Annotated in this window: 10 protein-coding genes and 1 pseudogene; 5 read left to right on the top strand and 6 right to left on the bottom strand. The window is 65.7% G+C overall.

Annotated features, from left to right (window positions below):
- Positions 1–17: 17 nt before the first annotated feature.
- The gene (locus QUE40_RS14355) at positions 18–1,055 is read left to right on the top strand and encodes a DNA-processing protein DprA (RefSeq protein WP_098053375.1); all 1,038 of its coding nucleotides are present in this window, start codon (positions 18–20) and stop codon (positions 1,053–1,055) included.
- A gap of 126 nt (positions 1,056–1,181) precedes the next feature.
- On the opposite strand, the gene QUE40_RS14350 is transcribed toward QUE40_RS14355, so the two are convergent.
- On the bottom strand, positions 1,182–2,804 hold the full coding sequence (locus tag QUE40_RS14350) for a UvrD-helicase domain-containing protein (RefSeq protein WP_289231373.1): 1,623 nt from the start codon (positions 2,802–2,804) through the stop codon (positions 1,182–1,184).
- The gene (locus QUE40_RS14345; protein ID WP_289231372.1) at positions 2,801–4,522 is read right to left on the bottom strand and encodes an OLD family protein; all 1,722 of its coding nucleotides are present in this window, start codon (positions 4,520–4,522) and stop codon (positions 2,801–2,803) included. The genes QUE40_RS14350 and QUE40_RS14345 overlap by 4 nt, the downstream gene beginning before the upstream one ends.
- A 379-nt stretch (positions 4,523–4,901) precedes the next feature.
- Between QUE40_RS14345 and QUE40_RS14340 the strand changes: the two genes are divergently transcribed.
- Both QUE40_RS14340 and QUE40_RS14335 read left to right on the top strand, forming a co-directional pair.
- On the top strand, positions 4,902–5,435 hold the full coding sequence (locus QUE40_RS14340) for a hypothetical protein (RefSeq protein WP_143470034.1): 534 nt from the start codon (positions 4,902–4,904) through the stop codon (positions 5,433–5,435).
- Positions 5,432–5,821, top strand: a complete 390-nt coding sequence (locus QUE40_RS14335) for a hypothetical protein (RefSeq protein WP_143470035.1) — start codon at positions 5,432–5,434, stop codon at positions 5,819–5,821. The genes QUE40_RS14340 and QUE40_RS14335 overlap by 4 nt, the downstream gene beginning before the upstream one ends.
- A 37-nt stretch (positions 5,822–5,858) precedes the next feature.
- Here QUE40_RS14335 and mobF read toward each other — a convergent pair.
- Positions 5,859–9,417 (bottom strand): annotated as a pseudogene (mobF, locus tag QUE40_RS14330) (MobF family relaxase).
- 66 nt (positions 9,418–9,483) lie between these two features.
- On the bottom strand, positions 9,484–10,182 hold the full coding sequence (locus QUE40_RS14325; RefSeq protein WP_198499344.1) for a hypothetical protein: 699 nt from the start codon (positions 10,180–10,182) through the stop codon (positions 9,484–9,486).
- Positions 10,183–10,540: 358 nt separating this feature from the next.
- Between QUE40_RS14325 and QUE40_RS14320 the strand changes: the two genes are divergently transcribed.
- Both QUE40_RS14320 and QUE40_RS14315 read left to right on the top strand, forming a co-directional pair.
- Positions 10,541–10,828 (top strand): DNA cytosine methyltransferase, encoded by a 288-nt coding sequence (locus QUE40_RS14320; protein WP_232623657.1) that lies wholly within the window; start codon positions 10,541–10,543, stop codon positions 10,826–10,828.
- A 6-nt stretch (positions 10,829–10,834) separates the two neighbouring features.
- Positions 10,835–11,617, top strand: coding sequence for a DNA cytosine methyltransferase (locus QUE40_RS14315; protein WP_232623658.1), 783 nt, complete (start codon positions 10,835–10,837; stop codon positions 11,615–11,617).
- A gap of 136 nt (positions 11,618–11,753) precedes the next feature.
- Here QUE40_RS14315 and QUE40_RS14310 read toward each other — a convergent pair whose 3' ends face one another.
- Positions 11,754–12,344, bottom strand: a complete 591-nt coding sequence (locus tag QUE40_RS14310) for a CueP family metal-binding protein (RefSeq protein WP_259867930.1) — start codon at positions 12,342–12,344, stop codon at positions 11,754–11,756.
- Positions 12,345–12,450: 106 nt separating this feature from the next.
- A complete protein-coding gene (locus tag QUE40_RS14305) occupies positions 12,451–13,044 on the bottom strand; it encodes a DUF305 domain-containing protein (protein WP_162230282.1) in 594 nt (197 codons plus the stop codon).
- Positions 13,045–13,048 lie beyond the last annotated feature (4 nt).

The raw sequence follows: 13,048 nt of genomic DNA, 5'->3' as shown, positions 1-13,048 counted from the left end.
GGCGGCGCACCTTGCCGGTGACCGTCCGGGAAGGGGCACAGATCATGGGCAGGCTGGCAGAACAGGTAAGCGGCGAGCGGCAGGCGCGGATGATGCTGTCGATGATCGCCGAGCCCGACGACGCGATCACCGGCCGTATCCTGCACCGGGTTGGCGGGGTCGAGACGTTGCGGCTGCTCGAAGACGAGCAGGCTGCGGTGCCGGAGATGAACCGGGCTGACGCGATCGCCTGGCGCAACCGCGTCGCTCCAAGGATCGAGGACGGCATCCCCGCCCGTGTCGCGGACGCGGAACGAGCCGGCATGTCCACGCTCATCCCGACCGACGCGGACTGGCCGCACGCGTTCAACGACCTCGGCCCCCGTGCCCCGTACCTGCTGTGGATACGCGGGGCGACCTCGTTCCTTTCCGGCGCACTTGCTGATCGCGTCACGATCACCGGCGCCAGAGCCGCCAGCGAGTACGGCACGAATGTCGCCGCGCACCTCGCCGGCGACCTCGCCCAACAGGAGCGCACCATCGTCGCCGGCGGGGCCTATGGCATCGACGCCGCAGCCCACCGGGCGGCACTCGCCACCGGCGGGGGCACCATCGCGGTGCTGGCCGGCGGTGTCGATCGGCCCTACCCGCGCGGGAACGCGGACCTGCTGGATCGGATCGGGGATGTCGGGGCGCTGGTCAGCGAGGCTCCTCCTGGGGAGGCGCCGACGCGGTGGCGGTTCATGGCCCGCGCCCGTCTTCTCGGCACGCTCTCGGGAGTCACGGTGGTGCCGGAAGCGAGCTTCCGCTCGGGTTCCTTGCTCGTGCCGACCGAGGCGCACCGGCATAGCCGTGCTGTCGGTGCGGTGCCCGGCCCTGTCACGTCAGTGACCAGCGTGGGGCCGCACGAGCTCATCAAGCGCGGAGTCGCCCAGGTCGTCTCCGATACGGCAGATGTGACTGCGATGCTCGACTCGCTCGGCGATCCGGCGCGGCTCCTGAATCGGGAGACGCCGGGCCACCAGCTCGCCGCCCCGGCTTCCGGTCCGCCAGCACGGCCGGGGCCTCGCCTGTAGTCCGCCTCACGAAGCAGGCGGAGAGCTCACCACACTCATCAAGGAGAGGTACTCGGCCCATGAGCTGAGGGAGAGCGCACTCCAGCGTTTTTCATCTGACGCATTGGCGGCATGTTTCTGGGTGTTTCAGTTCGCAGCGAGAGCGTCGAGAGGGGCTACGGCCGCGTGGAACCGGTTGCCGACGAGTAGAACGACAATTTTCTTTCTAGCTCTGGAAAACACCACGTAGAGAAGTCGACTTGTCGTGGGAAACGGTTCCGACTCATAGCCCATGAAGTCTCCCTCCCGCAGTACGACGACGGTTGCGTCGGCCTCACGTCCCTTAGTCTGGTAGAGGTTCATCAGCTGGACCTCGCGCGGATTGAGCACCGAATCCGTGAGAGCCGCATAGCTCGCTTCACGAGCTTCCGCGCAGATCGCTGCAACCATCTGACGGTCATCGCGGGCGCTGCTCGTTCGTATGGCTCGTGCATGCATTACCGAGAGCAAGGTCGCCGCTTGTTGCCAGGCACCGGACTTCTGCGGTAGCCCGAGCGCATCATGCGCAGTAGCGGCTACCTCGATTGCCTCCCCAGCGGACGCGACATTGGAAAGACGCTCTCGAAGGGCGCTCAAGGGATCTTGCAAGGTCGTAGGACCTGAACCGTTTATCACCTGGTGCGCGATGGGAGGCGCCTGCCGTCCACGTTGCGCGCTCGTCAGGAACACGGCTACCGCTTCGAGAACGTTCTCCCAGGCGACATCTCCGGTATGGAATTGCACCATCGCGGTCTGGGCATCGAGGGCGGCGGCGAGTGCGTCGCTGAGACCAGCGACTTCATGCTCGATGCCGTCGGCTTCAAGCGCGTCTGAGAGAGCCGCGAGCATATCGTTGTGGTGCGTGAACACTGCCACGCCCATCTCTTCGGAGGTTAGGTCGCTAACGATCCGTGAGACTTGGCTGGTCTCGTCGGAGAGAGGTATCCCGTTTCGGATTACCAGCCTCTCGTCTTGGATTGCGTTTGTGATGGCTTCTGAGTCGAACAGGCGCTGGCGAATGGCGTTGGCGACGGCCGGGATGATCCCAGAGGGATCTCGGAAGGAGGTTTCTGGAAGCACGATGGTGTTATCTGCCCCTGCGGCCGAGCAGGCTTCGTGGATGCGCTCCACTCTGACGCCATCTTCGGCAAGGAATGTATAGATGCACTGATTCGGGTCACCGAGCAGTATCAACCTACTGTCTCGTGCTATTAGCTGAAGGAGATCTTGCTGCGCGTCGCCTGTGTCCTGAAACTCGTCAACGATCACGAGCCCCCATCGTGTGCGCAGGTGCTCTGCGACGGCGGGTGCGGCCTCAGCGATCTCAAGCGCGAGTGGGATGAGTTTGCTATATCCGATCTCGTGCTGAGCCACTCCGAGCTTCTCGCGAGCGGGACTGACGAGAACGGCGTCGCCGTGTCCGACGAGACTCCCGAATCTCCGAACTACGGAGAACGCAAGCGAGTGGAACGTCATGATGTCCACCTGGGGTCCGCGTCGGCCGAGAATTTCTCCTGCGCGCGAGGCTATGCGCGCCACTGAGGAGCGCGAGAATGAGAGGAACAGGACTCGGTCGTGGGGTTTGCTGTCCGCTACCCGTTCGAGATGAGCATGCGCTGCGGCGAGCGCGCTCGTCGTCTTTCCGACTCCCGCACCGCCGAGCACGACACTGAGCTCGGCCTGCGTCGAGACGACTTGCTCCTGTTCCGGGTTTCTTGGGGCGACGGTCATGACACATCTGGGATGTCGATGCGGCCGCGTGTATCGCTACAGATTGCTTCGATGACAGATCGCGCTATTGGTGGCTGTCGCGTCAGCGCGTGCGCCCAGACCGCCCCCAATCCCTGCTTCTTGATCACTTTCGTCGTGAGGAGGTGATCCGCGATGTCATCGTCACCGAGACTGGATGGCAGGGCGGGCATGCCGAAGTCTTCTAGGGTCTCGACCGTCTCTCGAAGCCGCTCTCCGGGTACGCCGCGGATAAGCGCGGCCTCCACGGCGGTGCGTGTGGGAAGCACGACGAGTTGTTCGACCATTCCTGCAAGGATTCCGACTGCTGGGTCTTCTTGTCCTGGTTTATCGTTGTCGGCGATCGCTCGGACGTGGAATCCGAGCTTGAGGGAAATCTCGGCGATGGCAGGGAGTCGCGTGACGCCTCCATCCGACCCTGGCGGAGCGACGAGGCGGATGCCGTTAGCGGGCAGGCTGTGGTGCGGTTCATTCGTCTTTAGGAAAAGCCGCGAGGCAAGCGCGCCGTACCCTTCAACGTCGAGCGGTCCTTCTAGGAGGACAACGGTTCTCGCGCTCAGCGCCGCGAGAAGTTGCTCAAGGACCAGTCTCCGATTGACACGGCCGGCCTTGTCCGTAACCGCCGGGAGCTGATGCTGTCGTCTTTCGCCGTGGCTGACCGTAAGTCGGACGAGCTCGCCAGGGTCGAATGCTCGTACTACTTCGGGACGGCGCGTTGTGAGGATCGCTTGCCCTGCCGTTACATGGAGGAGCCGTGCCATGTGTTCGGAAGACGTCGCGTCGAGGCGGTCTCCGAAGTCATCACCGACGATGACGACACCAGATTGCGCATCTCGCGCGGCGGCGATGGCTTCAGCTGCCGAGAGTACGCTTTCGAGCGTAGAGCCCTGGGAACGGACTGGAAGAGCCCCGGCTGCCCCGATCGATATCGCTGGCTGAAGCGCTCTGAGGAGGGCAGACATGGAACCGTCATCGGCCAGGAAGCTTATGTCGGCGGAGTCTTGGATACCGAAGAGAGTCTGCGGACCAGAATCGATGACCTTATCGAGTGCGTCGGTGACCACGTCCGTCTCGGAGAACGACCCGGTAGCGGCATGGACAGCCGTGTCTAAATCGGTAAGGGCGCTGTCCAGTCCCGAAGGGTCAGTGTTCGCAAGGAGCGCTCTCAGAACCCCCTCTGCCCGTAGTTGGAGGGTCGGCGAGCTGTCGATGAACTGAACTGGCAGAGCTTCGCGCTCGATACGGCTTGCTCTCTTGAATACTCCGGCAGCGGGGTCACTCCGTGCCGGGTAATCAACCCAGTGCTCACCGGTGTCTGTATCGAGTTCATATCGTGCGCGGTAGCAAAGGCGTACGCCCAGAGCTGCGTTGCCTGCGTTGCGTGAAGTGGCGATCTCTCCGGTTTCTTGGTCGAATGTTTCCAAGTTTTCGCTGAGAAGGGTTTCGAGGTCATTTCCGAGGTCGAGCAGAGTTACCTCGACCTCTGTCAGGGACTCGTCATCGTCGTCAGCAGGTCGGTAGATATCGAGCGGGTTCACGCGGGAACGCGTGCTGCGGGGATCGAGGACGCGGCGTAGCGCCTCGACTGTGTCAGTGCGGCCGGCCTGCGGCTCACCTGCAAGCACCATGTTCTCTGGCACTACTAGTTCTGCATAGTGATAGCCGCGGAAGCGTTCGATACGGATGCGCGCGACCCTCATTGGCTTACTCCTTGCATGCTCCACGACGCACGCTGGCTGTTGGGCTTACAGCGGGACGATGAGCGTGAGTCGGTGGACCGTCTATTGTTCGGGGTCGGCGACCCCAGTACCCATCCTCCCATGAGTAGCGGACAGGACGAGCCGACGCAGCGTGACGAACCCTTGGCGCGTATGGCGAGAGGACCGCAACGTGTGGTCCGCCGGGTACGCCGACGTGTCGGCGACGTTGCCCGCGACCTCACGGCCCCCTTCGCATGCTCGTCCCGATCTCAGTGCCGAGTCGTCTCGGACCCGACGCCCCACAGCCTCTAGGCTCGCACTATGGATCTCTTCGAATCAGCCCGGCTGCGCATCGCGCGCGCAGATCCGTGCGCGAGAGATGTCTGAAGCCTGGAACGACTATCTTGCGCCCCACCCGTTCGAGTTCCTCTTGCTCCGCACTTCCCCTACGCAGTATCTGGTTCGCCTTGAGCAGATCGAACCGGTGCCGCTTGAACTTCCCGCATTGTTCGGAGAATGGCTCTACAACTTACGTTCGGCTCTTGATCACGTTGTGTGGGCTTCAGCGGCACATGCGTCGGGATCGATCCCTCCGGCGGGCGAAGATGGTCTTCAGTACCCAATCTACGACACGGAGAAAGCGTGGAAACGTAATCTCTGGCGGCTCCGACCACTTCCGGAGCACCAGGTGGAGATGCTGCACACGATGCAGCCGTTCAACTCCGACCTGGATGCAAACTTTCTTGGGTGGATCAATCGGCTCGCGCGGATTGACCGCCATCGGCGTCTAGCGATGTGGACTGCCAGAGTCGCCGAAGCAGAGCCTGTCTTTCAAATCCCGAGTGGCGTCGCCCCGGCTTTGGAGTGGGGCCAGTGGGTGTTCCAGGAGGACGCTGCGATCTTGCTCGGGTGACGTTTCCCGACGCTGATTCCGCAGATGAGGTCTCGTATAATCCTCGCGTTGGTATCGACCCAGAAATTGCCGAGTGGGGCGCATCTGACTTCTGGAAGAGCATCCGCTTCTCGGAGCGCCTGAAGATGCTGATGGTCTTCGTCAACGCCGAGATCGATATCTACGACTACGATTGCACAGGAGCTCCTGCCGCCCGTAGCACTGTAACGAGCACCTTCGCTGACGAATCAGATCGCCGCAGAGAAGCGGGGCTTTTTCCAGCGATGGCGGCCCCCGAACCTGAGCCGCCGTCGTGGACAAGCGCAAGCAGCCCTCGGACCTCAAGTGTTGACCGTTTCATGGGACGCGATTTTCCAGCTCACGGCAACGGAACCGCCCGTTCCTGAAACTCCGCGTAGATGCAAGGTTCGCATGCCGCCGCTACTACAGCGTCGGCCCGAGACGCTGCGACTCACTGCGTCGGGCGCGTTCCTGCTCGGGCTGCTCGGCTTCGGCGAGCTTCTGCGCCCGGTTGAAAGCAGCGTGCGCGCGGGCGCGGTCGATCTTCTGCGCCGAGCCTTGCGGTGCCGGCCCGAGCGGAGTGTCGTCGCTGATCTGGTAGCGATCGCGGTAGGCCGCGATGGTCCGGGCATCACGCCGCCAGCGTGCCTGCTCCCGGTCACCGGACGGCGGGTCGCCGAGCGGCTGGGTCCAGGGCTCGCCGGTCTGGCGGGCGGTGTCGAGGATCGCGTCGGCGCGGGTCTCGATCAGCTCGCGGCGCTCGGTCAGCGCTTCGCGCATGTCTGCGGCGATCGGGCCTTGCGCGTGCGGGATGAGGCCGGCGATCAGCCGCGGGGTCTTTCTCGTGCGCCCCGATCCGGCTGGCTGGGTGGTGGCGCGGGCGAGGCGGTAGTGCATGACCTTGGCGATGTCGTCGGCGTCATCGAACCCGCGAGCGGCCACCAGGCGCGGGAACAGCGCGTCGACGTCGTGGTGGTTGGCCTCGGCGCGTCGCAGCTCGGCGGTCAGCGCTCCGAACGCGACCGACCCGATCGCGGCGTCGGCCTGCTCCTCGGTCAGGCCCGATTCGCGGATGAGGGCGGCCCAGCGGTCGTGTTGGGCGGCTGCGGCGATGGTCTCGTACTCGGCGGCGAGCTGGGCGATCGAGCCCCACTGGTCCTGCTCGGCGGTGATCGTCTCGTGCGCGGAGACCTCGGCCCCCGAATGCTGCAGCACCCCGAACAACACGCTCCGCCCGGTGGCTTCCTCGTTGTCCGAGGGGTGTGGTGCGGCGTGGTCGTCGGGTCGGTCGAGGACGACGTAGGCGCGATTAGATTCCTTGCCGCGGGTCATTGCGACATAGAAGTTCTCACGTGTCGAGGACGGCTCGATCAGAACGTGGGCGGTGTCGACGGTGATGCCCTGCGCCCGGTGCGCGGTGACCGCGTATCCCAGATCGACGTGCTCGGCCACGTAGTCGGCCGGCAGCACGATCGACCCGGTGCGGCGTCCGGGCTTGCGGATCGTGATCGACCCGTCATCGCGCACGTCGGTGATCTGCCACCGTTCGCCGTTGCGCACCCAGCCCCGGCCTGTGCCGGTGCGCAGGCGCCGGTCGTTGCGGCGGGTGATGATCGTGTCCCCGACCCCTGCGGACGTGCCTTCGGTCAGCGCGACCTCTCTGGTGGGGCGGATCGTGCCGTCCAGGATCAGGTCGGCGCGGGCGCGGGCGTTCAGTGCGGTTACGTCTTCGCGGGTCTCGGCGATCAGTACCGAGGCTCGTCCGGCGTCGCGGTCGGCACGCCAGGCGGTGTAGGCGGCGTCGATCATGTCCTCGGCATCACCGTCGCTGACGCGGCCGTGACCTGCGTAGGTGTCGATCACGCGGGTGCGGCCGTGGCGCAGATCGAGGAGGCGGTCTTCTCCCACTCGTGGACGAAGCGGTGCACGTCCACGAGCTCGGGGGCGTCGTCGCGGTCGGCCACGAGCATCCCGAAGCTCCCGCCCGCGTCAACGGATTGGAGCTGCCCGTAGTCGCCGACCAGCAGCACCTTCGCGCCCGCTTCGGCTGCGAGGGCGGTGATGCGATCCAGCGACAGGGTGCCGGCAAGGAAGCCTCGTCGATGATGACGAGCTGCCCGGCCTGGAACGTTTCCCCGTGGAGGAGATGGTTCTGCCACCACTTCGCCGTGTTCTCTGTCGCGATTCCGAGATCCTCGCCGAGGACCTCCGCGGCCACGGCAGAGGGAGCCAGGCCGACCACGGACCCGTGGCCGTGCTGCTTCTCCCATGCCCGACGCAATGCCGACATGGCGGTGGTCTTCCCGGCACCGGCCGGGCCGACCAGCACGTCGAGGACCCGGCCGGAGACTGCGATCTGGGTGAGCGCTGCGGCCTGGTCATCGCCGAGCAGGCGTCCTTCTCGGTCGGGCTTCGCGGTGATCTTCTCGACCGTCTCGACTTCGACCATCGGGCCGGTCAGGGTGCGGGAGCGTTCCAGGAGACGGTCTTCGGCATCCAGCAGCACCGTGGAGGAGAACACGGTCGAGTGGCGGGGCCGGAACACGCTGGTGCCGTCTGGGCGGCGGAACGCGGCCGGGCTGGTGGCGAGTTCGGGCGGGGTCAGCCGCAGCGAGGCTTGCTCGGCGGCATCGGCGATCATCCCCACGATCGCTTCCCGATCACTGGCGGTCGCGAATCGCCATGCCATTGACTGCCGGCTTGCCTCGGAGTGCAGGTTCCATCGCCGCCAGGTTGAGCGTTTCTCGCCGACGACCTCGACCACGGCCTGCCCGATCTCGGAGATCACCTCCAACGGCACATCATCAGCCCGCAACGGCCGCACCTGCTGCGCCTCCGCGAGGACATTGCCGGCCCAGCCAGTCGCGTCCTCATCCAGCAGACGGCCGGCCCGTTCGCGCCAGCCGGCGGTCAGGTCGGCCAGGGAGTGGACCTGCTTCTCGGGCCGGGTGGCGAGGGTGGCCTGGGCACGCAGGCGCACGATCGTCCGCGCCGAGGGCCGGCGGCCGTGCTCGGCCGTGTAGGCGGCGATGAGCCGGTCGGTCTCGGCGTCGATATCGCGGGCGCGGGAGGAGAACTCCTCGATCAGTTCCTCGCTGACTCCGGTGATCTCCCACGCCGGATTGCGGTCCCGGCCCCGATCCCGCGCCTCCCACTCCACGCCGAGCGTGCCGGTGAGGCGGTCGGCCAGTACCGCGTTGTAATGCTCCGAGAGCGCGACGACCGCCGCGTGCATCGGGCGGCCGTCCAGCGACCGCCAGCGTCCGTCCAACGCGGTCTGGACCTTGTTGGAGATCACGACGTGGGTGTGCAACTGGGGGTCCCCGGAGCGGCTGTCGTAGTGATCGAAGGCCGTGGCGATCAGCCCGGTCACGTCGACCTGTGCGACCGCGCCATCGGCGGCGGTGTAGCCGGTGCGGGTCGCGGCGATCTCGCGCTCCATGAAGTCCACGACCTCGGCGATCGCGTCGTGATGCGACTGGGCGATCAGGGCCTGCGTGCCGGCGTCGGCCACTCCCCACAACACCGAGACGGACTTCGGCACCGAGAACGTGTAGTCGAACCCCGCGACCGCACGGCGGTTGCCCCGCTCGATCTCCTCGGCCTCGATCTGGCCGATCTGCTCGGCACGCTCACCCATCCCCAGGCCGGGGTCGAGGTCGGCGACGCGCTTCTCGATCCGGTCCGCGACCGAGACGTACCTTGGGAAGGCCCGCCCGAGCGGGTCGCCGCTGACGGGGTCGCGGCCCATCCCGATCAGCAACTGCAACTGCGACTCCGAGACCTCATCACCGAGGACGATCTGCCCGTCGCCGAAACCGTGCAGAGCCGACCCCATCCAAGTGCCCGGTGGTGTTCCCTCCTCCGTGTAATACCTCGTCAGCGGGGTCGAGAGGGAGCGGTCGCCATCGGCGGCAGCGATCGTGCGCAGCAGGTACTTGTACCCGTCGCCCGCGCTCATCACCCGCATCGAGACCGTCATGCAGACCAGGTGGACAGACTCACCACGACCGCCGGCGTGAGCTCGAAAACTGGCAGCGACGATTCGCTACAGGGCCGGCCCGTCGTCGGACGGGCCGCGCCGCCGGGAAGCCTGCACAGTGGGCTCGGAGGTCGAGCGGAAGGGGTTCGGGAGTTGCCGGCGTGTTGTGCCGGGGTTGCGCAACTGGTCGATCTCGCGCTGTTGCGCCCGGAGCTGCGTGTGGAGGGCTTCCTGCCTCGTGCGCAACTCGGTGAGCTGCTCGCTAATCTTCGCGTTGGCCTCGGTCAGATAGTGCATGATCGCGGCCTCGTATCGCTCGGGGTCAGAGGGTTGCAGCTCCGCGTTCACCGCAACGAACTCAGCGGGAGCGAGCGATCCGTCCGCGGCGGCCTCGCTCATGCGACGGGATGCCATGCGGGAGAACATCGCCGTGCGTGCGGCCCAAGGCGGGAGCTCTCCACCGTAGATGTCTCCGAAGGCTTCCTGGATGAGTTGGATCGTCTCCGGAGTGAGAAGCACCGGGTTCTCGCTCTCGATGGCGGAAGCCAGCGCCACGCAGTTCTTAGCAACAGCGTGGTGCGAGGCAGTTCTGTCCTTGATCTCCTGCGTGAGGTTCGGGGGCTCCAGCTCGTGCGGCTTCTGCTCCGTGAACGTGTTCCAGAGGTCGATTCCCGTGCGCTCGCGGTAGGCGCCGTAGCGACGTAGATCGTCAGCGATCTTGCCTCGCTCAGCCTCCGAGATCGCGAGCTCCACCCGTTCCGCCATGACCTGTCTCCTATCCGTTCGCTCGGCCCGCCGCTGTGCCTGTCGATCTCCAGGTGACCGTGCGATCCCGCAGCCGCGAAACCTTGTCAACCTGGGTTGACCACGATCTGCAAGAGGTGTGATGGCTCAGGAGGGGGCTGGGATCGGACTCGGGAGACCACAGCCGTGAGGTGCGACCTCAGGCGCTGATTGGCGTGCTCGCGGGACTTCTGATGGGAGCTCTGCGGAGGCCGGGGCAGATGGTCACGGGGTGGTGCACCTGGCAGGTGTTCTCCCTGGTGTCGGGCTCTGATCGGGTCTGGTTCCAGGGTTCCACCGACCCTGCCGGAGCCTTATGCACGCCACTTCCTCGCCCCCGATGCCGAGCCCTCGGATCGGTTCGCTGTTCTCCGGATACGGCGGTCTCGATCTGACCGTCGAACACGCCACTGGTAGGCAGACGGTCTGGTTCTCTGAGCTCAACACCGCCGTCACGGGCGTGTTCTCCCACCACTGGCCGACTGCCCCGAACCTCGGCGATATCTCTACCATCGACTGGGCCACAGTGCCGCCGGTAGACGTCCTCTGCGGCGGCTTCCCGTGCCAGGACATCTCGACCGTCGGCAGAGGCGCCGGCCTCGCACCCGGCACCCGTTCCGGGCTCTAGTCGTACATGGCGACCGCGATCGAGGCGTTGCAACCCCGGCTCGTGGTGATCGAGAACGTCCGCGGGTTGCTGTCTGCAACCGCTACCCGCCCCGCAACGAAAGGCCAACGTGATGACGACCGCAACCCCGACGACGCAACCTCCGACCCCGCGAGTGCCGTACGCAACCTGGAACCCGAACCGTGGATGCTGGGAGACGACGCAGCTCGACCTCTTCGGGCGCTCGGAGCGGTACTGGGCGATCTGGCCGAGCTCGGGATGGATGCGCGCTGGATCGGCCTACCGGCATCACTGGCCGGTGCACCGCATCACCGGTTCCGCATCTTCATCACCGCCTATCGCCAAGATTCTGTTCCGGACGCCTCTGGCCTCGGACTCCTCGCGCGGTGGCGAGACGCTGGATCAGGTGCGGGCGCGTCGGGGAACCATCGCGCTGAGTCACCAGGTCATCGACCTGGCCTTGCACGGACCAGCTGGCTCACCGGACAGGCCCGGCGAGTCGGAGACGCTGTTCGCGCTCGTGGAGAACATCTTCATCGCTGGGGGCGATACGCCGACGCGATCGCCCGATGGGAACACATCACCGCACGCCCAGCCCCTGCGCCCGCGATCCTGAACGAGGACAAGGGGCCGCGACCGGCGCCCGAGTTCGTGGAATGGCTCATCGGCCTGCCCGCGGGCTGGGTTACCGACCCCGCCCACGGGCTGACCGCGAATCAGCAGAACACGGCCCTTGGCAACGGTGTCCTCCTGCTCCAGGCATTCCTCGCGATGGACGCAATGTCGTGACGACCCGGGGCGTCGCGGTGTCGAGCCGTACCGCCAAGATCACGGGATCGGTGCTCGTGCGGCCGCCAGCGCATGCCTGCGGGTGATAGGCAACCACACGATCTCCACCGAACCCGCTCACTTGCCTGGCATATTTTCAGGTCAGTTGCAGCGTGGTGATGCAGGTCGCATCATCTTCGGTCATCGTTGAAATGGTCGCGCTGCCCGTCTGACCCTCGTGCTCGATCGTCAGCGTTGCCTCGATGCCGCGGGGCGCCCAGATGCCGACGAACCCGTTGTCGTAGGTCTGCCGCACTTCGTCGAGGAGCACGTCTCCGTCTTCGCTGGTGAGGGTGACCTGGACTTTCGTGTTGGCGAGTTCGCCGAGGCAGGTGGTCAGGCTGTGGAAGTAGCAGTCATGGGTCTGTTCCCGGTAGGGAGCAACTGAGATGTACACCTCGTCTTCGGGCATCGGCAGCTGTGTCTCGCGCTCCTGGTCGTCGGTGAGCACGAGCGCATCAGGCTGCACGGATGCGATCAGATCAGCGGGTCGGTCGGCGACGGGCATCGTGTCGAGCCGTTCGATGACCGCCGGGGTATCGAGACCTGCCAGATCGTGAGCTGCCAGGAAGTCGCTGTCGACGGCATGACTGTTGGTCGAGGGCGACGCGGGTTCGGGCGAGGACGCGGCGGCACATCCGGCGAGAACGAGGGTGGCGGCGAGCGTCGCGGTGGCGGCGACGATCACCTTCCCCGCCGGGGCGTGGTGGGGTGAGACAATGGTGTGATCCTTCAAGAGTGTCGGATGGGTCGGTGCCGGACGATCTCGCCGCGGCACCGACCCGGATGGTCGATCAGAGGGTGGCCAGGAGGTCCTGCATCTGTTGGATCTCGGTGGTCTGCGCGTCGATGATGGTCTGCGCGAGCTCGATGGCATCGGGGTTGCTGCCGTCATCGACCTGCGTCTGGGCCATCTCGACCGCTCCCTCGTGGTGGGCGATCATCTGCTCCAGGAACAGGCGCGATGCCTCGGGGCCGTCGGCCGATTCGAGGGCGGCCAGGTCGTCCTCGGTCATCATGCCGTCGCCGTGGTCCATGCCGTCCATCTGCTGCTCCTCGGGGTCGACGCCCCAGTCGTCCAGCCAGCCCTGGAGCTGTTCGATCTCAGGTCCCTGGGCGGCCTTGATCGCCTCGGCCAGTTCGACCACCTCGGGGTTGACATCCTCCTTGGCGAGGACGATGTCGCTCATCTCGATGGCCTGTTCGTGGTGGACGATCATCATCGAGGCGAACATCACGTCCGCGTCGTTGACGTCGGCTGCCTGTTCGGTGGAGCCGTGGTCCATGCCCGGCATCGAGTCCTCGTCGTCGCTTCCGGCCGAGCATCCAGCCAGGGTCAGCGCAGCGGTGAGGGCGAGTGCGGCGGTCGCCGCGGTACGAAACTTCATAGGT

This window comes from Barrientosiimonas endolithica (genome assembly GCF_030296655.1).
GTDB classification, from domain to species: domain Bacteria; phylum Actinomycetota; class Actinomycetes; order Actinomycetales; family Dermatophilaceae; genus Barrientosiimonas; species Barrientosiimonas humi.
The sequence above is the reverse complement of the archived record's forward strand: the minus strand, read 5'-3'. Positions and strand labels throughout refer to the sequence as shown.

Excerpts from the sequence above, each read along its gene's own strand:
- QUE40_RS14325 (WP_198499344.1), bottom strand. The coding sequence starts at position 10,182 with ATGGCGGAACGGGTGGAGCTCGCGATCTCGGAGGCTGAGCGAGGCAAG.
- QUE40_RS14345 (WP_289231372.1), bottom strand. The coding sequence starts at position 4,522 with ATGAGGGTCGCGCGCATCCGTATCGAACGCTTCCGCGGCTATCACTAT.
- QUE40_RS14350 (WP_289231373.1), bottom strand. The coding sequence starts at position 2,804 with ATGACCGTCGCCCCAAGAAACCCGGAACAGGAGCAAGTCGTCTCGACG.
- QUE40_RS14340 (WP_143470034.1), top strand. The coding sequence starts at position 4,902 with ATGTCTGAAGCCTGGAACGACTATCTTGCGCCCCACCCGTTCGAGTTC.
- QUE40_RS14305 (WP_162230282.1), bottom strand. The coding sequence starts at position 13,044 with ATGAAGTTTCGTACCGCGGCGACCGCCGCACTCGCCCTCACCGCTGCG.
- QUE40_RS14320 (WP_232623657.1), top strand. The coding sequence starts at position 10,541 with ATGCCGAGCCCTCGGATCGGTTCGCTGTTCTCCGGATACGGCGGTCTC.
- QUE40_RS14315 (WP_232623658.1), top strand. The coding sequence starts at position 10,835 with ATGGCGACCGCGATCGAGGCGTTGCAACCCCGGCTCGTGGTGATCGAG.